Origin of the sequence: Yoonia maritima (assembly GCF_002933395.1) — a bacterium.
In the GTDB taxonomy this organism is placed as follows: Bacteria; Pseudomonadota; Alphaproteobacteria; order Rhodobacterales; family Rhodobacteraceae; genus Yoonia; species Yoonia maritima_A.
The window spans coordinates 1-19,391 of sequence record NZ_CM009490.1 but is presented as its reverse complement, the minus strand read 5'-3'; the positions used below and the strand labels follow the sequence as shown (position 1 = coordinate 19,391).

The following is a 19,391-nucleotide window of genomic DNA, read 5'->3' as shown; positions in this document are numbered from 1 at the left end:
TGGCGAATTACGGGCAAGGGATTAGGGTAATAGTTCGGCGAGCGGACGATCAGCGGCATTGTCGCTGGCGAAGGCTGCACAGCTATTTTCGACTGCTGAAATCAGTGCTTTGACATCATCGGGACCGTAATGCGCGGTGCGATAGCTCATCATTACGCGCAGGCGTTTTGCGCCCTCGATCACGTCTTCGACGACCTCGAATTGTAGGCCAAGCACAGAGTCGCTTTTCTCGGGGTCGACTTGACGGAACCGGATCGGGCCTTGGGGGCCTTCTAGCGTGCCGTTCAGTTTGTTTTGCGCGTGGATTTGAATGAAGACTTCGAACATGTGTTCGCCCAAGGGGGCTTTGCCACCCGTCAGCGCATCTTCGACAAGGTCGATTGGGATTTCGCAGTAAGGCAGCGATCCATTGATCATGTCGCGTACGTTGCCGATCAGCGCCCGTGGCGTCAGGTGACCGGGCGCGCGCAGCGAATGGGCGGTCACAGTGGTGAAATACCCGATGGTGTCGAAATATTCGGGGTCGGTGCGCCCTGACGCCGATGTGCCGATTGTCAGGTCATCGAGCCCCGCAAGCCGTTGCAGCGCACATGAAATCGCCGCGTAAACGGTGTTAAACAGCGAGGCAGAGCAGTCTTTGGACAGCGCGTAAAGCGCGTCTGAAACGGGCCGATCAAGCATGATCTCGGTCCAGCCACCGTCGGCGGCATGACCATCTGTCGGTGGCTGCCAAGTTGCGGCTGTCGCGGTGCGGATTGGCTGGGGCGGTGACGCGTCCTTAAGCGCATCAACCCAGTAGTCCAACGCGTCTTGGTCAAATCCAGACGCCGCTTGTTTGTGGGCAAAGGCGTGGAATGGCGCGATGGGTTGTCCCCAGTCGGGTGCATTGCCAGCGACCCTTGCGGCATAGGCTTTGGCAAGGTCATCCATCATCAGGTTGACGGACCATTCGTCCACGACAATGTGGTGGAACAGGAATGACAGTGTTTGCCCTTCGGCGTCGCGCACAAAACGCAGCCGGATCGGTAGTTCACGCGCGAGGTCAAAGTCGTAACCGGCCTCTGCGCCAAGGATCGGCGCGGGGTCTTGCACACCTTCGGACGGCCAGAACCATTGCTGTTGGTCTACCTCTGACATTGGAATGCATTCTTGTTCGACGGTGTCGCCTTCGGCGATAAACCGGCTGCGCAGGGCAGGATGACGTTCAAGAATATCGCGGAAGGCGGCGGCGAATATGGTTTCATCAACCGGATCAAGAAAGCGCAGCACAAAGGGGATGTTGAACATCGGGCCAAACCCAAGGGCTGCGTAGATTTTCCACAATGACGCCTGCGCATGGGACAGGGGGGTGCGTTCTGTGGTTTCATAAAGCGTCGGAAGCGGCCCCGGTTTCACCGCAGCCCAATCGTCGGCTTGCTGGTCGGCGGCAGGCGTTTCGATCTTGGCGACTTTGGCAAGTGACGCAGCGGTGGCATGTGAAAACAGGTCGTTGAACCGCAGTTCGATCCCGTATTGCGACGCCAGCCGTCCGATGACACGGGTGGCGACCAGCGAATGCCCACCGAAATCGAAAAAGTCGCTGTCGGCTGTCATCTCGGGTGCATCAAGCGCAAGCCGGAATTCATCAAGGATGGTTTGTGTGGTTTGATCTGTAGCCGTACCCTGAATGGCAAGGTCAGTCGCCTGATTTTCCGCTTGCGGCGCGAGGGTCGCCAACAGCGTGTCGCTATCTGGCAGGTCAGCTGCAATCGGGTGCCGGATCAACGCAAGATGTGTCGTGTTTTGCGCCATAATCAGCACGAGCCCCAATGGTCCGCGCGTCGCAAGGTCCCAATGTTCGGCAGCTAAATCCGTTACAACTTGCGTCACCTGCGATGCGTTTTGCGCCCAGCGGATTTGCAGGCCAACGGTGGTTTGTGACGGATGTACCAGTAATTCGCCCGTATCATCGAAATGATAGCTCCGCCCCAATTCCGGCGTATCGATCACCAGTTGAACAAAAGCTGCTGCGATTGTGCCCGGCTCGGTTTCCGCAGGCAGTTGGACAAGCTGAACAGAAGGCACAAGACCATCTTCGGCCTGCATGTGTTCAAGCCATATCCGTGCTTCATCAGGTGTCGCAGGGCGAGAACCGAATTGGTTGTCGGTATGCGGGTTATGCTTGGTCATGATGTGTCCTGCTGGTTCCGGGGGCGTCGTTTTGGGCTGGGGACCCTTGCACGCGGGGCCGGATCTGGCGTGTGTAAACAAGGGCAGGGCTAGCGTAATGTCAAGTTTTTTTGTCGGGATTATGTGGGGCCATTCCGCAGCCGATTTCCGGCCAGTAACCAGATCAGGTAGACCCCGCCAATGATCCCGGTGACTTGGCCGATTGGCATGGTCAGATCGAAGGGCGCAATCCGTGTCAAAAGGTCCGCGCCAAGCATGAGGCAAGCGCCAAACAACGTCGCCCCAATAAGCGGTTGTGTGGGTGCACGCCCCAGCCGACGTGCAAGCTGCGGGGCTGCTAGCGCGACAAAGGCGATCGGTCCGGTGGCGCTTGTCGCGAGGGCGGCGAGTATCAGCGCGCCCAGTAGCATCCAGCGCCGTACCCGTTCGACGGGCACGCCAAGTGGTCCTGCCAAATCGTCGCCCATCTCCATCATTCCTAGCGGCCGCATTCCCAAAAGCATCGGCCCCATCAGCGCGATCAACCCGAGCCATAAGGGCCAAACATGCCCCCAATCGCGCCCGTCGACGGATCCCGCCAGCCAAAGGTTCGCCGAAATCGCGACGTCTAGATCGCCTTTTACCAGCAGCAGTGCGTTGACCGCGTGCAGCACTGCACCAACCCCGATCCCTGTCAGGACAAGCCGATAGGCGCTGACCCTGCCGTCTTTGCGTGCCAGCAGGTAAACGCCGACGCCAGTCAGAAGCGCGCCAGCCATTGCCGCAAGCACGACATTTGCGCCTGTACCGCCAAAGCCGATGATCCAAATCAGCGCACCGGTGGCAGCGCCTGCGGTAAAACCGATGACATCAGGCGACCCAAGCGGATTGCGCGATATGGTTTGAAACACCGCACCCGATGCGCCAAGTGCCGCACCTGCGCCGATTGTAACCAAAAGCCGTGGTAGGCGGATGTCAGTTAGCACATGTTCGACGGCACGGGATGGGGCGTTGCCCGTGATGACCTGCCAAATCTCTTGCGGACCAATTGGAAGCCGCCCGAGCATGAGCGCTGTCGTGGAGCCAATCACGAGCAGCCCAAACAGGATGATATTCAGCCAAAGTGCGCGGCGTGCCAAAAGCAACGACCAACCCCGCCAACGTAGGATTATGTTTGGTGCAGTCGTCATAGCCCGCTCATCTTTAGGCGCCGTGCCAAAGCAACAAAGATCGGCCCGCCGATAAGTGCGGACATGATACCAACGTCGATTTGTGCGGCCGGGTCGATCAGCCGCCCAGCCAGATCAGCGACACTGACAAGCGCCGCGCCGATTAGCATGGAAAGAAGCAGCAGCGCGCGATGCGAAGGGCCAGTGATATGGCGTGCCAGATGTGGCGCGGCTAGCCCGACAAAACTGATTGGCCCGGCTGCCGCTGTCGCTGTCCCGCAAAGCACGACGATCACGGCGGCTGCCGCAAACCAGACACGGCGCGGATCAGCACCAAGGCTTTGGCCGAAATCCTGACCTAGTGCCAGTGCATCAAGGGGCCGCGCCAAAGCGACCGCAGCAAGGCCCCCAATGAGCGTCAGCCAGATGCTGGGCCACAGAACATCCCAACCGCGCCCTTGCAATGACCCGACAGCCCAATGGCGGAACTGATCGAAAACATGGGCTTCGGCGTTTACGGTGATCACGCGTGTCAGCGTCATCAGCACGATAGACAAGGCCGCACCTGCCAGTACCAGCCGCACCGGGTCATGTGTTTTGGTCATCCCACCCAGCAAAAATACGGCTGCGCCACCAACCCCGGCCCCAAATATGCCCGCCCAAAGCGAAGCAGCGATATTGATTTGGCCAGTCGCAGCGATCAGGCAAACAATGGCGAGCGTCGCACCCGCTGAAATGCCCAAGAGCCCCGGATCAGCCAGCGGATTGCGCGTCAGCGTTTGCATCACTCCGCCTGCGGCCCCAAGCGCTGCGCCGACGCAAAGCGCAAGAAACACACGCGGCAGACGCTGGTCGCGCACCAACAGATGCGCGCCGTTCCCGGCATCAAAGTCCAGTAGCGCGGTCAATGTTGTCGCGGGTGTGATCGCCCGTGGCCCGACAAAAAGGCTGGCGATTGCCGTCAACACAACGAATAGAATTGCACCCCAAAGCAGCAGGCGCGGCATGGACGAAAGGGGCGGTATCATGCGTTTAGGCCCGGCCAAAGCGTTGTGCGATACCGGCGACGATTTCCGTGGCGCTGTAATAGTCGACCCTGAAGGAATGGCGACCAAGCCCGTAAACTTGGCCCAGCTGCACCGACGGCAGGTTGTTTAGGATTGGATCATCCAGCAACCGCTGCGCGTCCTCATCCGTGCCTGCCAAAACAAATGTGGTCTGCGCGGTCAGTTCTGTCAGATGTTCATAGGCTGCGCGGATGAAATCGGCGGCGGGCGGAGTATTGGCGCTTTGCCAGCTGCGCGGCGGATCTTCGAGCTGGAACCCAAGCGCGTTCAGCAACCGCCCGTGTACGCCGCCTGCTGTGGCAATCGGGTTGGGTGCACCGGGGCCGTTATAGCTGATGATATTTGTCAGCCCTTGGGGGAGCTGAAGCTGCGCGCGGGTGGTTTGCAGTTCGGTGGCGAATAGACTGAGAAGCGCGTCGGCCTCTGCCTCGTGACCGATGGCTTGGCCAAGCTGCCCTGCCAAATCTTCCCAGCCGATTGCGCCGTAATCTAGCACCAGAACGGGTGCGACTTCTTCAAGCGCTGCACGTTGTGCTAGGGCGGAATCCGCGCCGCTGGCGGACACAACGATAAGGTCAGGTGCAAAGGCCCAGACGGCTTCGAGGTCGACGGCACCTGCACGCCACAGTTTTTCAACGCCGCGTTCTTTTGCGATATCTTGCCATTGCCCAAAATAGTCTCCGCGCACCGTTGTGGCGCTGGCGACAAGCGGCGCGTCGATGGCCAGTAAACTGCCTGATAGCGTGACCGAGGTTGAAAGTATCCGTTTCGGCTGCGCCTGAAGGGTCGTTTCGCTGCCGTCGGCATTTGTAACTGTGCGCGGCCAACCGGAGTTTGCCTGAACAGTGGTCGGCAATATAAATGCGCCTGCGGCACATGCGCTGTTGATTATGAATGAACGACGTTTCATGCGCCCTCTAAACGGCCAGCGATGGGCCTGATTGGTGTTGATTTGTTTTGCGCGGCGATGGGCAGGGCCGGTGCCGCGTGTTGGAGTAGTTCTGCAAGCGGCATATCAAATGCGCCATCCGCACAGGCCCGGATAATAAACGGCACAAGATCAATGGTGCTGGCGGTGAATTGCGCCTGTGATGCGGGATCGGCATCAATCCACAATCCCAGACCATCCGCATTCGATGCACCGCCCCACGTGAGGTTAAACCCGTCACCCGGACCAGCGGCCAGCACTTCGCGTTCTGCCGTGCAGCCGATGAATTGGGGCGGATCAAATGGAATGACGTTGATTAACGGCGAAAAGAAGAACCGCTGCCCTTCTTTCAGGCCACGGTCAGCGGCAAGCTGTTCCACCCGATACCGCCCATGGCGGCGCAGTTTGCGCAGCACTTTGCCCATCCGGCCAAGGTAGTCACCCAGCGTTTCATCAGCGACGTTTGTGACGATCAGCGGCAAAATATTCACAACGAGGGCTGGGATTTCTGCGCTGACGCTGCCGAACCTGCTCATATACGGTAGCCAAACGGGCAGGCCCGGACCTTCGGCGGATAGGTCGCGTGTCACCCATGCCGCGCTAAGAAGCGTAAGCAGATCAGGCCAACCCATATCGTTGTTTTCGGCGGTCTGCCTTAGCAGGGCGGGCAATGTTGGCGGCAGTTCGGGGGCCGCACTAAGTGGCGAGCAGCCGTAGTCTTCTTCGTCCTTTTCCAATACAGTCAGGTCAGGACCATCGGCAAGCGTCTGCGTCCAGCGGTCTTGGTCGCGGGTATGGTGGGCGCTTGCGCGATAGGCGGTTTCTTCTTCGAGGTAACGCGGGAACGGCTGAAAGGCACCTAAATCGGCCGGATGCCCAAGCGCCTGCGCATAAAGCGCAGCAGCGCGCCGTTCGATCAGCGAAACGCCGTAGCCATCAAGCATGATGTGATGACCACGAAGGTACCAAAGCCAGCGTGTGCCGCTAAGTTTCAACAACCAAAGCGCGGAAATCTGATCACGTTCCAGATCAATCGGTTTGGCGATGTCGGCTTCCATCATTTCACGCCCGGCTGCTTCGGGGTCGGTTTCAGATGTCAGGTCGTGATAATGCACCGTTGGTATGCGTGCGGGATCAATTTGTTGGCGCGGCCCGTCTGGTCCATCGCGAAAACGTAGCGCGAGAACGTCGGTTTCCTGCGCAAGCTGTTTCAATGCGCCGATCAACGCGGCCTCGTCTACTGGGCCTTCGATGATGGTGCAGTGGGCCACCGTTGAAAGCGGGCGATCTGGGTGCAGCCGGAATTCTTCCCAGAAATCAAACTGGGCAAGCGTCAAATCAAGCCAGGGCGCGGCGGGGGGGTGGGCAGACATTTGGTTTCCTTCGCCTTAAGTCGCAGAGATTGCTGGCTGACGAACGATCAGCGCGGCGGCTTGCCGTGCTGTGCGTGCCCCAAGCAATTGTGCTGGGCTAAGCTTGCTTCCAAAACGTTTATTCATTGCGGTCGCGATACCCGCGAGGTGGTACGGCAGCAGGCCAAGGCTAAGCAAGGTACTGTCTGCGGTCGCGTTTTCATGCGGCCCTAAGTGTTCAAGATAGATCCCGAGCACTTGGTTCACGAGGTCCTGATCCGGATCGGCCACTTTTGGTGCGGCCGGGGCTGTCGGGCGTTCGTTCGCCAAACGCCGCGCGGCCGCCCTATCAATTTTTCCATTCGCGGAAAGCGGCAAAGCTGGAACCAACATAAATCGATCAGGCAGATGCGATTGCGGAAGCCTGTCACGCATGTAGGTCCGTAATTCGGCGGGGTTCGTCTGGGCGTCATCGTGTCCGACACAAAGTGCCGCGATCGTTGTTTCGCGGCCATCGGCGGAGGCGATATCAACGACCATCGCTTGGCGCAGGGCAGGGTGATCGCCCAGCACCGTTTCGATTTCACCAAGCGACACACGGACGCCGCGGACTTTGACATAGCCGCCGACACGTCCAGCAAACAGGATGGTCCCTTCGGGCGTCCATTGGCCCAAATCACCTGTACGGAAGGCCCGTCGTTGGATGCCATTTTCGTCGGGCAGGGTCACGAAATCTGTCGATACTAGCTTGCCGTCATCAAGATACCCAAGCGACAGGCAATCACCCGCTGTGTGGATGCGCCCGACAACGCCAGTTGGACAAAGCTCGCCCTCGGGGTTGCAGATCAGGTATTCAGCGCCCTTTAGGCCCCGGCCATATGGCACGGCCCCGGTTTCAGACCCGATTTCGTACCAGATGCTCCAGATCGTCGTTTCTGTCGGGCCACCCAACGAAAACAGCCGTGCATCCGGGCGCAGTTCACGCAGGCGGGCAATTTGTGCGGGCTTAATATAATCACCGCCCTGCGCGATCAGCCGCAAGGAACGCAGCTGTTTGGGGCGTGCGCTATCCAACAGCATCTCAAGGATGGCCGGGACTGACACCCAGATCGTTACCTTATGACGGGCCACGATCTGCGCCCATTCCATCGCGTCTTTGTCTTGGCCGATGTCTGGCATGGCAAGTGTGGCGCCCGCGCTAAGCGCGCCAAAGATATCAAATAGTGACATGTCGTGATGCAGCGGGGTGGCCGACATCAGAACGTCACTTGCCCCGATTTTCCATTCATTCAGCGACTGTTCCAACACATTGGCCGTCGCGCGGTTGTTTAGCACGACGCATTTCGGTGCTCCGGTGGTGCCCGATGTGAACAGGTAATAGCTGGGTTCGCGGGTCAAGCTGCGTTCAGCAAGCACAGTGTCTGATGGCAAAGCGCCGCCCGGTGCCGCCAGATCGGCGGGCCGGACGCAGGGCCAATCTGCGATATCGTGGTTTGAAACAACAAGCGTCGGCGCACAGCGGGCAAGCTGATAATCCCGGCGTTCGGTGGGGGCCGATGCATCAAGCGGCACCCAGATCACCCCGGCAAGCGATGCTGCGAGTTGGAGCGCAATATGGTCAATGCCGCGTGGCAAATGGATGGCGAGTACAGAACCCGCATGAACCCCGCGTTCGGCAAATCCGCCAAGGATTGCTTTGACGCGCGTATGCAGGTCTGCATAGCTCAGCTGTGTTTCGCCTTGGATCAGTGCAGTGCCTTGTCCGGTACGCAGATGCGCGGCGATTTTGGGTAGGTGTGCGACAGGGTCGGGAATATCCGGCTGTTGATCCGGCTGATTGGCTGGTACCAAAGGCAGGCAGAGTGTGTCTTGGTCACAAATTTCGACAAGTGTGGCTGTGATCGCATCAAGCATGGTGTTGATCGTATCGGCGTTTAGCGCGCTTTGCGCATAGTCGGCGGCGATTTCGATCCCACCATCCGGCGCGTTCATCAATCTGATATCTAGTGCGACTTGCGGCGTTTGCGTTTGGCCGGCGACCTCTTGCATCTGGCCACTTGGCATTGTCCAGTTCAGCCCGTTGGTTAACACAACCGGCAAGGCAAGCGGTTCTTGGGTTTGCGACAGTAGGTGGCGCGCGATATCGACGCCAGCGAACCCCATATGCGACAGCCCTTCCATCGTTTGGGTTTGAAGCGCAGCGGCCCGTTCCAGTGGCGTGCCAATACGCGCGTCATGGTCCACGGCAATAAAGGATGACCGATTGCCTAGCCCCGTTTGTTCAAGCGCGGGCGCGGTTGGCAAGCCGACGCAAAGCCGCATGTCTGGGGTGAAACGGGCCAAAACGTCCAGCACCACAAAGCTAAGCAAGCTATTCAAAAACAGCTTATCCTTTGCCCCAGCGCGGCGCAGTTGGCGTTTTTGGGTGGCGTCGATTTGGCGGGTGCTACGGCGATAGCGCGAGGTTTCAATCTGATGCAGCGGCGTGCGCCAAGGCAGGCGCGGCGCGGTTTCGACGGATTGCAGCGCCTTGGCCCAATATGCGGCGTCGGCGCGTTGTTGGGGCGCGGGCGCGGCAGATGTCTTTGATGGGTTCTGTGGTACGAGTGGTTCGTGCCCGAACATCTCTGTGCAGATTTGCGCGATTGCGGGGCCGTCTAGTGCGATGGCGTCGAACTTGACGGCGACGGCATCTTGTTCGCCTTCGGGCATTTGTATCGTACAAACCTGCCACAACGCGCCATCAAGCGGGCAGGGGGTTTGTGCGAATTCATCCCAAAACGCGTCAAGCTGTGCTGCTGCGGTTTGATCGGCGCTAAGATCGCGCACCTCAATGGGTGACTGTACTTGCGTCAGATAGGTTAGCCGCAGATCGGTTGCGTTCACGCGTGCGCGTAGTGCTGGATAGGCCGCGCAAAGCGCATCAAGCCGGGTCCGTAGCTGTGGCACATCAAGCGTGCCGCGGAACAAACGGACCTCTTGCATGGCGACACCACCCAGCGGCAGCGCCATATCGCGGCCCATGATATAGGCGCGCTGCAATTGCGACAGTGGCTGACTGTTTGCTGCCGTTTCGTTTTCTGCCAGCAGCGTGCGAAGCCGGGCAACAAAGCCGTTGAACAGCTGTTCGATCCATTCTTGGTCAACAAGATCCAGCCGGATATCCCAGTTGATTAGGATCTGATCGCCCAGCTTTGCAATCTGTGCGTCCAGCGCCACGCCGGGGCCTTGTGAAACGCTCCAGACAAGGTCGCCAAGCGTCTTGGACGCGTTTTCGGGCAGGATCGACCCAAGTTCGTGGTCAAAGCCAGCGGTAAACACAACGGGTGCATTCGGCACATTGCCCAAGTGACGCGCGAGATCGCGCATCAGCTGCGGGCCGGGGCGGGCGGCGTGTGTCACGGCTTGGATCAGGTCAGTTTGCACATTATGCGCCAGAACCCCCAGATCTGCGCCTGTGTTTTTGACCCCCAGCAAGGTGAAATCGGCGAAATCACCAACTGTCGTGGCACAGTCGGCGCGGTGGAACATCGGAACGGTCAATCGCAGCGCAGGTTGCGCGCAGGCTTTGGCAAGTTCTTGGCTGAATACAGCAAGCGCCAGCGCCGATGGTGTCACCCGCAACGCGCGGGCCAAAGTCATGAAATCGGCGGATTGTTCGGGGCTAAGCGTGGCTGCCAGCCGGGTTGTGTTGGTGCCACGATCACGCGGCGAAATACGGGGGGTAGGGAGATTGGGTTCTTGCGGTAGCGTCGGAATCTTGACCGTCCAATAATCACGCGCGGCGGCGTCTTTTTCAACGCGTGCAGGGTCATTGCGCCGGGCCTGCAGGTACGCCGCGAAATCCCCAGCATCATCGGGCAGGGCGTCTGGCCCGGCCTCGTACAGTTGCGCAAGTTCGGACATGAGATAGGGAAAACACGACGGATCGGCGGCGACCATATCGATATCAATATGCAGTCGATGACGCCCTTCGGGCAGTTGGGTGAGCGTGAATTCGCAGGCTTCGCCGTTTGCCAAGGCAAGCCGCTGGTGCGTTTTTTCATCGCGAATGCGGGCTAGGACCGTTTCACATCCCAAAGGATCAAGCCCACGTAGACTGTTGTAATGTAGGCGATGCAGTGCAGATGGTGCGGCGATGCTGGGATGTCCCTGTGCATCGACTGCAAGCCGTAATTGCGGATGCCGCGCAATCAGCGCAGAGACAGCGGTACACAGCCGTTCGTGGTCCAAAGCGGGCTGATTATCAGCACTGTCCAGTTCGACATAAAGATGCGCCGAAGGTCCAACCGTGTGCTCGCCTTTGGCGTGTCCATTGACCCAGCAGGCGGCCTGCATGGCTGTTAGTTCATACATCTGCAATCACCCGTTGACAATTCCAGACATAAATACTCAAGTATTAGGGTACGTCAACCTGTGGAATTCGCACGCCTTACACATCACTTCATATATCCATGAAATTGTTGCTGTTTTTTGACTTTTGCGGGTCAAGGCGTTGAATTTGGGCGAAAAGAAAACTTGGGGCGGGCACGGGCCGCTTCGAAAAAACCGGATATGTGATGACTGATTTCACCCCTTGGCCAGAAAGCCTCGCGCAACTTTACCGGAAAAAAGGGTATTGGATTGATAAGCCAATAACACATGGGCTGGTTTCCCAGTCAAAGACGCAGCCGAATGGCTGCGCGATTCAGTGCGGTGCGCGGGCGATCAGCTATGCCGATCTTGATCAAATGTCGTCAGCGCTTGCCGTTCGGCTATTGGCCCATGGTCTGAAGCCCGGTGAACGCGCAGTGGTTCAATTGCCGAACTGCGCGGAATTCTACATCACGTTCTTTGCGCTTTTGAAGGCGGGCATCATGCCTGTGAACGCGCTGTTTAATCACCGGGCGCTTGAGTTGCGGTCCTATGTGGAACAACTGCAGCCGACATTGTTCATCGGGTCGCAGGGACATGCCTTGTTCAAGGATGACGCCTTTGATGCGGAACTGCGCGAGATTTCAAAGGGGCTGACGCTTTGTCTTTATCTTGATGATGCCGATCCGAGGGCTGATTTACAGCAATGGATGGCGCCAGACGTCGCTGAAGCCGCCGAATTGCCCGAACTCGATCCCGGTAGCGTTGCGTTTTACCAGCTTTCGGGGGGCAGTACCGGCACGCCAAAGCTGATCCCGCGCACGCATAACGACTATGATTATTCTGTGCGTGCCAGTGCCGAAATATGCGCGCTGACCCCGCAAACCCGGTTCCTATGTGCGCTGCCCGCGCCGCATAACTATGTGATGAGCTCGCCGGGTGCGCTTGGTGTGTTTTTTGCGGGCGGTACGGTTGTGATGGCTGACAATCCAGACCCAAGCCTGTGTTTTGATATCATGGAACAGCATGGCGTCACGGTGGCGGCATTGGTGCCATCTGCGGTTGGTCTGTGGCTAGAGGCCGTGCGCGAAGGCAAGTCAGCCCCAGCAAGCCTAGAGTTGCTTCAGGTTGGCGGAGCGAGCTTTGCCGAAGCGCTGGCGCGTCAGGTGCCGGAATTGTTGGGATGTCAGTTGCAGCAGGTCTTTGGCATGGCCGAGGGGCTGGTGAACTACACCCGCTTTGATGACCCCGAAGAACGCATCTTTACCACGCAGGGCTGCCCGATTTCGGAAGATGACGAAGTGCGCGTGCGTAACGCTGACGGCTATGATTGCGCGGTTGGTGAACCCGGCCAGTTGTGGGTGCGCGGGCCATATACGTTCCGTGGTTATTTCCGCAGCCCCGAACATAACAAATCCGCTTTTGATGCCGAAGGTTTCTATTTCAGTGGTGACCTCGTGCAGCGTGATGCGGACGGGTATTTGCGTGTGGTTGGCCGGGTGAAGGACCAGATCAATCGTGGTGGCGAAAAGATCGCCGCAGAAGAGGTCGAAGGTCTGCTGCTGCGCCATCCAGAGGTGCTTGAGGCCGCATTGATTGCCCAGCCTGACGCGCGGCTTGGCGAACGAGGGTGCGCCGTTTTGGTGACCAGAAATCCTGTGCGCCCGGTTGAATTACGCCGCCATCTGATGGGGTTGGGCGTTGCGGAATACAAACTGCCCGACCGCTTTATCTTTTTTGAAACCATGCCTTTGACGGCTGTTGGCAAGATCAACAAACGCGTTTTGCGCGACACAATTCTAGAAACTCAATGACGAAGGACACGAACGTGACTGTAACAACGACTGAGGCGACCGATTTCGATTGGTTGGAAACGCGCGTATCAAAGCTGATCGAAGACGAAGGCCCCATCGATCCGGCGGAAAGCCTGATTTACTATGGGCTGGATTCCTTGCGCGTTATGAAATTGGCGGCAGAGCTGAAAGAGCGGGGAATTACCGTGAGCTTTGAAGACCTTGCCAAAGACCCAACGCTGAATGCGTGGTCCGCGTTGATCGACGCGCGGAAGAATGGCTAAGGCGCAGTCAGCGCAGAATGATTGGCAGGTCGGTCTTGAGCAGTTGCGTGTGGCTTTGCCCGCGTGCCGGATCGAGATGCGATCAGCCGACTATACGTCCGCCCCACAATCGGGGGGTGGGCGCCACCGCCGCGCCGCGCAACATGATGCCGGGCGTTTGGCAGCGGCGGCGGCGGGCAAAGGTCTGACAGGATTGCCGTGCTTTGCTGGGCGTGGGCCGGATGGTGCGCCGGATTGGCCCCAAGGGTTGCGCGGTTCCATCAGCCATTGCGCGGACCGTTCGGTCGCAATGGTTGGGAATGCCGCCAATTGGTGTGGTCTTGGCGTTGATATCGAACAACATTTAAACATCCAAATCGCCCAAGAGATCGCCCCGGTCGCATTGACCCAGCGCGAACGCGTCACGTTTGGCGCTGATCCTTTGTGGGTCACGCTGATATTTTCGGCCAAGGAAAGCCTGTTCAAGGCGCTTAGCCCCTTGATCAACCGCCGTTTTGATTTCGACGCGGCAGAGATGTGCGCGGATCCGAAAGGCGCGCCGCACCTGCGGTTGACATGCGACCTTACGCCAGATTGGCCAGCGGGCCGCATGATCAAACCATTGCTCATCCCATGCAGGGCAGGGGTGTTAACGGCAGTCGCATTGCCCGCCTAAGCACGCAATGTTGCCCCGCCGTCGATATACAGATCAGCCATTGTGATATGGCCTGCTTCTTCGGACAGCAGGAACATCGCGGCCTTGGCGATATCGTCAGGGGTGGCGAGTTTGCCCAGCGGAATGCCAGTGCGATAGTTCTCCAGATCACCTGCCAACACCCGCTTGGGGCCTTCGTCGTCTTCCCACATGCCCGTTTGCATTGGGGTCAGCGTTGATCCGGGCGCAATTACGTTACAGCGCACGCCGTGTTCCGCCAGTTCAAGCCCAAGGCACCGTGTTAGCATGGTCAGCGCCGCCTTTGACGCGCAATAGGCCCCCATGTTCATGCGGGGAATGCCTGCGGCGTTGGAACTAACCACCACCAAGGCGGCATTGGATTGCGTGATCAGACGCTTGCCCAAATTCTGCATGACATGAAAACTGCCATTTAGGTTGATGTCTTGGACGCGTTGCCATTCCTCGCGGCTGGTTTCCAGCAAAGGCCCCATACCCAAGACACCTGCGGTATGCAGGCCAAGGCTGATCGGACCCACGGCCGCTTCGGCTTGGGCGACCATTTGGGCAACGGCCTGTGGGTCGCGCAGATCGCAGGGCAGCCAATCGACCGCTTGCGCGCGTTGATCTGTGGGTACTGCGTTGATTGCGGCTTCGGTATCGGTGGCGACGACCTTTGCGCCTGCGGCTTGGAGTAGCGCAACCGCCTTAAGCCCAATGCCACCCGCAGCGCCTGTGACCAAAGCGCTGCGTCCTTCAAATCCGGTTAGGCGCATGCGGCGACCTTTGGCATGTTGGCCAGCACATCTTGGGTTGAAACCACGCCGCCACAGCAACCCGCCACCCAGTTCATCGCCATTTCATGACGTGGGGCGTCAAAATCTGCCTGCGCATCAGCAATCGCAATCGGTTGGATATCGCGTTGAAATGCCTCGGCTGCGGTCGCGAGGCAGCCGATGTGGGCGTAAATCCCAGTGATCAGCAGTTGGTCACGACCGCGTGCACGCATCAAGGTTTCAAGGTTCGACCGCTGAAACGCACTGTAGCGATGTTTGACAAGAACGATGTCTTCGTCGCCCGGGGTCAGTTCCGGCACGATCTGCTGATGTTCGTCGCGTGTCGACATGCCCGGGCCCCAAAGGTCCGCCTGCAAGCCGCGATCAGCGCGCAGTTGGTTGCCCTCTTGCGCGGTGTAAAACACGGGGATGTTGCAAGCGCGGGCTGCTTGGGCCAGCGCAGAGATGTTACGGATTATGATCGGAAGCGGTGCTGCATCCTGTACAAAGGGCGCACAAAAATACCGTTGCATGTCGTGGATCAACAACGCCGCGCGGTCGGGTGCGAATACCCACGGTGCGCGTGCAGTTGGTAACGTGTCTGTCGTGGGCAACGGGTAAGAAGGAATTCCGGGAATGGCCATTGGGTCGTTTATCCTTGGGGTCGATTAAGTTCTTGTAGTGCAGCGTCGCGTGGTAATCCCAGTGCAGCAAGAAGCGCACCGAATTTGGCGCCTGTTTCAGCCGCCTCTAGCTGCGGTTCTGAACCCAGTACAATTCCTGCGCCCGCGTATAGCCGCGCTTGTGTACCGCATAATTCAGCGCAACGGATCGCCAGATACCATGCGCCATCACCATATCGATCACACCAGCCCACAGCGCCCGCATAAAAATCACGGGGCACAGGTTCAAGTTCGCGAATAAGATTGGCCGCACGTTGGCAAGGCATCCCGCAAACGGCAGGTGTCGGGTGCAGCTTTGATGTCAAGACGACCGCCGGTGTATCGGGGTCTTTCAAGACGCCTTTGATCATTGTGCCAAGGTGCCACATCGAACGTGTCGTCGTTAGCGTCGTTCCGTCGGGCGCACCCAATTCAACACAATAAGGCGCCAGCGTATCAAGGATATATTCAACGACCAATGCATGTTCATGTTGGTCTTTGACCGAATTTTTCAGACCTTCCGCAGCAGCGGCATCTGCGGCGGCATCATCTTGGCGACGCGCCGAACCAGCCAAGGGATGCGAAAGAATGGCGGTGCCGTTTTTACGGATCAGCAGCTCTGGCGTGGCCCCAACAAGGTGACGCGGCGCTGTATCATTTGCGGCGTTCGGCAAGGCGACTTGAAACGCGGTGACAGACGGATCTTCGGATAGTTTGGCCAAGACATCAGCGATCCCGATATCTTGCGCGTGCTCAAGCATAAGCGTGCGGGCTAAGACGACCTTGTTCAATCCCTGCGGTAGCTGTTCTTCAGCGCGCATAATATCAAGCGCTTGCGAGACGCTTTGCATATAGGTCTGGGGTGAGGGCTGGGAACGGGGGCGGGATACTGTCGCGGGCAGTGATTGAATATTTGCTTTCGGTTGATCACCTGGCCAACGTTTATCGGCGTGATCCACCTGCCATAGATAGTCGAATTCGGACTTATGAAAGGGTAGCGCGCCACCCAACAAGGCACCGTCATCTGCCCCATTAAAGAAAGATCCGACGCGGTCGCTAAGGGTTTGATCATCGCCGCGGGCGATCGGCTGTGCAGGACCGGCGGCACAAATCACACCGTCACTATTGCGAAACGCGAATGGCTGATCTGGAATGGCGGGCGTCCCTTTGGTTGAACGCGCATTTTGGAATGGCAAAGTCATGTAACTGCCTCAGTATTGCGCGCAAGTTCGTAGGTGAGTGCATGCATTGCGCGCCCTGTTCACGGAAATGCCGATCGCGCGATGCGTGCTCGGCTGCGAATTTATGTGTGGGTTTGCTACTTCATTCGATCCGCGCCATAGCGACGCAATCAGAATGGCCCCCTTAGGGGCATCGCTGCCTAGTTGAACAATGCCAGACTGGTTAGGGGGCTTCAAGATATAATTTACTATAACAGTCAGGTAATTAACAATTCCCAATCGCAACTTGAGAGTGTGGTGTGAAAATGGTCACATTCCGACTATTTTTATCAATTATTATGTTGCCTCTTGAACTCTAAAGATACCCTAGCCAAACAACGACTAGCGTGCATGCACGCAGGTATTTCACAAAACATTGCCAGCCATTCAAAGCCAGCCAGACCATTGCAAGGGATAACGAATGGAACAGAAGCGAACCGCGCGATTGCTCGGCGGTGTAAGTATTGTAGCGATTTGCGCAATCTCACCTTTATCAGCGCTGGCACAAGACAGTGCAGAAGAAGCCTATTCACTAGGGACCATTTACATCACCGGCGATACGATGACGCGCAGTCAGCAGCGTACAGCGTCTTCGGTCACGGCGGTTGAAGAAGACGAAATCGACGCTCTCAAGGGGGCCGACTCGGTTAGCGATGTCGTCAGGGATTTGGCTAACGTGACGCTTCCTGCCGAAGGTGGACAGGGCGGGACACCTACCGTGCGCGGCCAAAACGGCGAAGGCCCGAACTCGGGTGCGACTGCATTCTTTGGTGGCACCGCACCACGTCTGGCTGTGAACGTTGACGGCCATTACCTGAGCTATAACGAACTGGTTTATGCGACGACCTCGCTTTGGGATGTGGAACGCGTGGAGCTTTTCCGTGGTCCACAAACCGTCAGCCAAGGTGCGAACAGCATCGCGGGTGCATTGGTCATTGAAACCGCTGATCCATCATTCACGCCCGAAGGCGCGGTAAAGCTTGAGGCCGGTAGCGGTGGACGGCGTAGTGCCGCGCTTATGGCGTCTGGCCAGATTGCGCCTGATGTCGCAGCACGGTTCACATTGGACCACACGCAGCGCGAAAACTTTATCGACTACACCAATCCTGCTTTCGTTATGGGCGATACGGATCAGGATCACAGCTCTACAACTGCGCGGGTTAAGCTTTTGTGGGAACCTTCCCAATTGCAGCAGTTTAGCACGCAATTCACCTATGCCCATTCCGACAGCAACCGTCCGACGTGGGAAGCCGCGACCGAAGATTATTCCGACTATGAAAGCATCGTCACCGGCAACCCAAGCTGGGGTCAGATCACCGATACTGCGGTTCACGACTTAAGCTATGAATTCGACAATGGCGTCACTTTGACAAACCAATTGCAGTATTCAGCCATGCAAACGACCCGTACGACTGCACCTGAAACTGCGGGCAGCGCTGAAATTGATCAAGACAACGTTTCAAACGAAATACGTCTTGTCTTTGGCGATGAGACACAAACGCTAAGCGGGGTCGTCGGGCTATTTGGGTCGCATACCACAAGTGATGAAATGCTGAACCTGCGCGGTATTTCTGAGTTTGAAGACGAAAAAGACAGTGTTGGTGTCTTTGCCGAGGCCAACTATCGTCTGACTGATCGGTTGTATCTGGGCGGTTCACTTCGCTATCAAAACGACCGGGTTCAGCGCACAGGGTCCAGCACATTTACACCGAACGATGTAGACTATGACGAAACATTCGACGCGTGGTTGCCTAAGCTCACGGTCGCATATGACGTGAATGACAGCACAACGATCGGTGCGATGGTTTCAAAAGGGTATAACCCAGGCGGCGTCACACTAGGCTTTTCTTCGCAAGAATGGGTCGAATTCGACGCAGAGACCTCTGTCGACTACGAGATTTTCGCCCGCACAAAAGTTCTCGATAATCGGCTCGGTCTGACGGCGAACCTGTTCTACACGCAATTCGATGATATGCAGCGTTATGTTACATCAGAGGCGGTTGACGGGTTCTTTGAAGCGGTGACCGTGAACGCCGAAGAAGCCCATTCATACGGGCTTGAACTTGGCTTTGACTTTGAACCAAGCGATGTTCTGGCGATCAAGGGTAGCCTTGGTCTTCTGGAAACGGAAACGGACGAGTTTACCAGCGCACAAGGCGATTATAGCGGTAACAACTTCGGAAGCGCACCGAGCCACACATTTGCTCTGAGTGCCGATTGGCAGGTCCATGAAGACATCACGCTGAGCGGCAACCTGCGTTACACCGGTTCATACTATTCCGATGACGAAAACACCGAAGCGAGCGAGATTGAGGCCTACACAGTCGCGGATACGCGGATCGTCTACACTCCGCGCGACAACGTCGAACTCTATGGTTACGTGAACAACGTCTTCGACGAAGATGCGGTTACTAGCATGCGCTACGGCCGTGCGCTCGCTGCCTATGAAGCAACGATGGTACAGCCCCGCGAAATCGGGTTGGGCGTTCAGGTAACGTTCTAATCGAAATAAACACCCTTCCGCGCCCCGGTCAGTCCCGCGGGCGCGGAAAAGCTGCACTGGTATGCGCAAGGTTAAACAACGTGACCCTGTGAGTGAGTGTAGCAGCAAAGCTAAAATGTCACCCATGTGTAATTCAGGAATGTGACTCTCCCCGCCGACGATAACAGGTGGCGAAAGCAGACGTTTGCGATCCCGCGCGCGCCGATCGGCCGTCATCAACTGGGCGGCCGCGCCGTAGTAGCCGTCATGCTTCGGCATAGTTTCATCGCTGAAATGATTGCGCTTCAACTCACGGAAAATCGTTGACCGACAACGCCTCAACACACGCGCCATTTCATCAACAGGGACCTTTGCGTGTCTCCAGCGTTCTATTCTGCGACGTTCTGTGATACTCAACTGCGTATAAGTCGTTCCCATATCGATTCCTCTCGTCAGATAACGTACTGTTTTCTAACAAGAGTCGCAGTTGAAGGTAGCGCGCACC

General features: G+C 57.6%; 12 protein-coding genes and 2 pseudogenes. 4 read left to right on the top strand and 10 right to left on the bottom strand.

Features of this window, described 5'->3' with window-relative positions:
- Positions 1 to 21 precede the first annotated feature (21 nt).
- The 6 genes from CYQ09_RS00200 to CYQ09_RS00175 all read right to left on the bottom strand — a co-directional run bounded on the left by CYQ09_RS00200 (position 22) and on the right by CYQ09_RS00175 (position 11,020).
- Entirely contained in the window at positions 22 to 2,169 is a 2,148-nt protein-coding gene (locus CYQ09_RS00200; RefSeq protein ID WP_106743404.1) for a condensation domain-containing protein, read from the bottom strand.
- Positions 2,170 to 2,288: 119 nt separating this feature from the next.
- Positions 2,289 to 3,338, bottom strand: coding sequence for a FecCD family ABC transporter permease (locus CYQ09_RS00195; protein ID WP_106743403.1), 1,050 nt, complete (start codon positions 3,336 to 3,338; stop codon positions 2,289 to 2,291).
- Positions 3,335 to 4,345, bottom strand: coding sequence for a FecCD family ABC transporter permease (locus CYQ09_RS00190; protein WP_239495814.1), 1,011 nt, complete (start codon positions 4,343 to 4,345; stop codon positions 3,335 to 3,337). Before CYQ09_RS00190 ends, CYQ09_RS00195 begins: the two co-directional genes overlap by 4 nt.
- A gap of 4 nt (positions 4,346 to 4,349) precedes the next feature.
- Positions 4,350 to 5,294 carry a Fe2+-enterobactin ABC transporter substrate-binding protein gene (gene fepB / locus CYQ09_RS00185; RefSeq protein ID WP_106743401.1) on the bottom strand — a complete coding sequence of 315 codons (945 nt, stop codon included), beginning with the start codon at positions 5,292 to 5,294 and terminating at the stop codon, positions 4,350 to 4,352.
- Entirely contained in the window at positions 5,291 to 6,685 is a 1,395-nt protein-coding gene (locus CYQ09_RS00180; protein WP_106743400.1) for a condensation domain-containing protein, read from the bottom strand. The genes fepB and CYQ09_RS00180 overlap by 4 nt, the downstream gene beginning before the upstream one ends.
- Before the next feature lie 15 nt (positions 6,686 to 6,700).
- On the bottom strand, positions 6,701 to 11,020 hold the full coding sequence (locus CYQ09_RS00175) for an amino acid adenylation domain-containing protein (protein ID WP_106743399.1): 4,320 nt from the start codon (positions 11,018 to 11,020) through the stop codon (positions 6,701 to 6,703).
- A gap of 200 nt (positions 11,021 to 11,220) precedes the next feature.
- On the opposite strand from CYQ09_RS00175, the gene CYQ09_RS00170 reads away from it, so the two are divergent.
- The 3 genes and pseudogenes from CYQ09_RS00170 to CYQ09_RS00160 all read left to right on the top strand — a co-directional run bounded on the left by CYQ09_RS00170 (position 11,221) and on the right by CYQ09_RS00160 (position 13,749).
- Positions 11,221 to 12,831, top strand: a complete 1,611-nt coding sequence (locus CYQ09_RS00170; RefSeq protein WP_204353887.1) for a (2,3-dihydroxybenzoyl)adenylate synthase — start codon at positions 11,221 to 11,223, stop codon at positions 12,829 to 12,831.
- 38 nt (positions 12,832 to 12,869) lie between these two features.
- A pseudogene (locus CYQ09_RS00165) lies at positions 12,870 to 13,094 on the top strand (phosphopantetheine-binding protein); the annotation flags it as partial.
- Complete coding sequence (locus CYQ09_RS00160; RefSeq protein ID WP_106743396.1) at positions 13,087 to 13,749, top strand: 4'-phosphopantetheinyl transferase family protein; 663 nt, start codon at positions 13,087 to 13,089, stop codon at positions 13,747 to 13,749. The pseudogene CYQ09_RS00165 and the gene CYQ09_RS00160, both read left to right, overlap by 8 nt.
- Here the strand turns inward: CYQ09_RS00160 and CYQ09_RS00155 are convergent.
- From CYQ09_RS00155 to CYQ09_RS00145, 3 genes are read right to left on the bottom strand one after another with little or no spacing between them, the layout of a single operon-like run.
- A complete protein-coding gene (locus CYQ09_RS00155; protein WP_106743395.1) occupies positions 13,746 to 14,522 on the bottom strand; it encodes an SDR family oxidoreductase in 777 nt (258 codons plus the stop codon). The two genes, CYQ09_RS00160 and CYQ09_RS00155, sit on opposite strands and share 4 nt — an antisense overlap.
- Complete coding sequence (locus tag CYQ09_RS00150) at positions 14,513 to 15,166, bottom strand: isochorismatase family protein (RefSeq protein WP_106743394.1); 654 nt, start codon at positions 15,164 to 15,166, stop codon at positions 14,513 to 14,515. The genes CYQ09_RS00155 and CYQ09_RS00150 overlap by 10 nt, the downstream gene beginning before the upstream one ends.
- A gap of 8 nt (positions 15,167 to 15,174) precedes the next feature.
- Positions 15,175 to 16,386 carry an isochorismate synthase gene (locus tag CYQ09_RS00145; protein WP_106743393.1) on the bottom strand — a complete coding sequence of 404 codons (1,212 nt, stop codon included), beginning with the start codon at positions 16,384 to 16,386 and terminating at the stop codon, positions 15,175 to 15,177.
- 439 nt (positions 16,387 to 16,825) lie between these two features.
- Between CYQ09_RS00145 and CYQ09_RS00140 the strand changes: the two genes are divergently transcribed.
- Positions 16,826 to 18,907: a TonB-dependent receptor gene (locus CYQ09_RS00140; protein ID WP_106743392.1), complete on the top strand. Its 2,082-nt coding sequence runs from the start codon at positions 16,826 to 16,828 to the stop codon at positions 18,905 to 18,907.
- Between the two features lie 168 nt (positions 18,908 to 19,075).
- Here the strand turns inward: CYQ09_RS00140 and CYQ09_RS18585 are convergent.
- Positions 19,076 to 19,324 (bottom strand): annotated as a pseudogene (locus CYQ09_RS18585) (helix-turn-helix domain-containing protein); the annotation flags it as partial.
- Positions 19,325 to 19,391: the final 67 nt, after the last annotated feature.

Bases quoted from the DNA above. Each gene is read 5' to 3' on its own strand.
- CYQ09_RS00150 (WP_106743394.1), bottom strand. From the start codon at position 15,166: ATGGCCATTCCCGGAATTCCTTCTTACCCGTTGCCCACGACAGACACG.
- CYQ09_RS00160 (WP_106743396.1), top strand. From the start codon at position 13,087: ATGGCTAAGGCGCAGTCAGCGCAGAATGATTGGCAGGTCGGTCTTGAG.
- CYQ09_RS00175 (WP_106743399.1), bottom strand. From the start codon at position 11,020: ATGTATGAACTAACAGCCATGCAGGCCGCCTGCTGGGTCAATGGACAC.
- CYQ09_RS00195 (WP_106743403.1), bottom strand. From the start codon at position 3,338: ATGACGACTGCACCAAACATAATCCTACGTTGGCGGGGTTGGTCGTTG.
- CYQ09_RS00145 (WP_106743393.1), bottom strand. From the start codon at position 16,386: ATGACTTTGCCATTCCAAAATGCGCGTTCAACCAAAGGGACGCCCGCC.
- fepB (WP_106743401.1), bottom strand. From the start codon at position 5,294: ATGAAACGTCGTTCATTCATAATCAACAGCGCATGTGCCGCAGGCGCA.
- CYQ09_RS00190 (WP_239495814.1), bottom strand. From the start codon at position 4,345: ATGATACCGCCCCTTTCGTCCATGCCGCGCCTGCTGCTTTGGGGTGCA.
- CYQ09_RS00155 (WP_106743395.1), bottom strand. From the start codon at position 14,522: ATGCGCCTAACCGGATTTGAAGGACGCAGCGCTTTGGTCACAGGCGCT.
- CYQ09_RS00180 (WP_106743400.1), bottom strand. From the start codon at position 6,685: ATGTCTGCCCACCCCCCCGCCGCGCCCTGGCTTGATTTGACGCTTGCC.
- CYQ09_RS00200 (WP_106743404.1), bottom strand. From the start codon at position 2,169: ATGACCAAGCATAACCCGCATACCGACAACCAATTCGGTTCTCGCCCT.
- CYQ09_RS00140 (WP_106743392.1), top strand. From the start codon at position 16,826: ATGGAACAGAAGCGAACCGCGCGATTGCTCGGCGGTGTAAGTATTGTA.